Annotated in this window: 1 protein-coding gene; it reads right to left on the bottom strand. The window is 54.3% G+C overall.

Going from position 1 to position 512, the window contains the following annotated elements:
• Positions 1 to 493 (bottom strand): FKBP-type peptidyl-prolyl cis-trans isomerase (locus HMPREF1627_RS00880; RefSeq protein WP_199805857.1); only part of this gene is annotated, 493 nt, incomplete at its 3' end.
• Positions 494 to 512 lie beyond the last annotated feature (19 nt).

Raw genomic sequence — 512 nt, 5'->3', positions numbered from 1 at the left:
CAAATACCAGGGTGGCGCCTCCCGGAATCTTATCTCCCGCACCGGCTTCGCCATATCCGTAGGCAGCCGGAATAACGAGCTCAACACGATCGCCAACGCGCTGGCCTGCAAGGCCGTGCTTCCATCCCTTAATAACCTGGTTGAGACTAAACACAAGGGGTTCAGAATTCTTCCCCTCGGGGGCGCGGTCAAACGTTGAGTCAAACACCGTGCCATCCCACAGCATGCCATGGTAGTGCGCAGCGACTATGTCATCGGCTCCAACCTCATCACCAGAGCTCTCGATGAGAGTTTTTGCGACAACTACGTCAGGTTCTGGCCCATTAGCAGCAGTGAAAGTAACGCTCTTACCCCACTCACCACCGATTTCAGGAATTTCTCCATCGTAATTGCGATCAACCGGCACTTCGTCTGAGGCCGTGGTGGATGCAGTGGTTTCACCAGTTTCACTAGGTTGCGTTTTGCCCGCATCATCTGAGCAAGCAGTGAGCATACCCGCGGTAAGAGTAGTA

This window comes from Actinomyces sp. S6-Spd3 (assembly GCF_000758755.1).
Classification (GTDB): Bacteria; Actinomycetota; Actinomycetes; order Actinomycetales; family Actinomycetaceae; genus Pauljensenia.
This window is presented reverse-complemented; position numbering and strand designations above follow the sequence as displayed.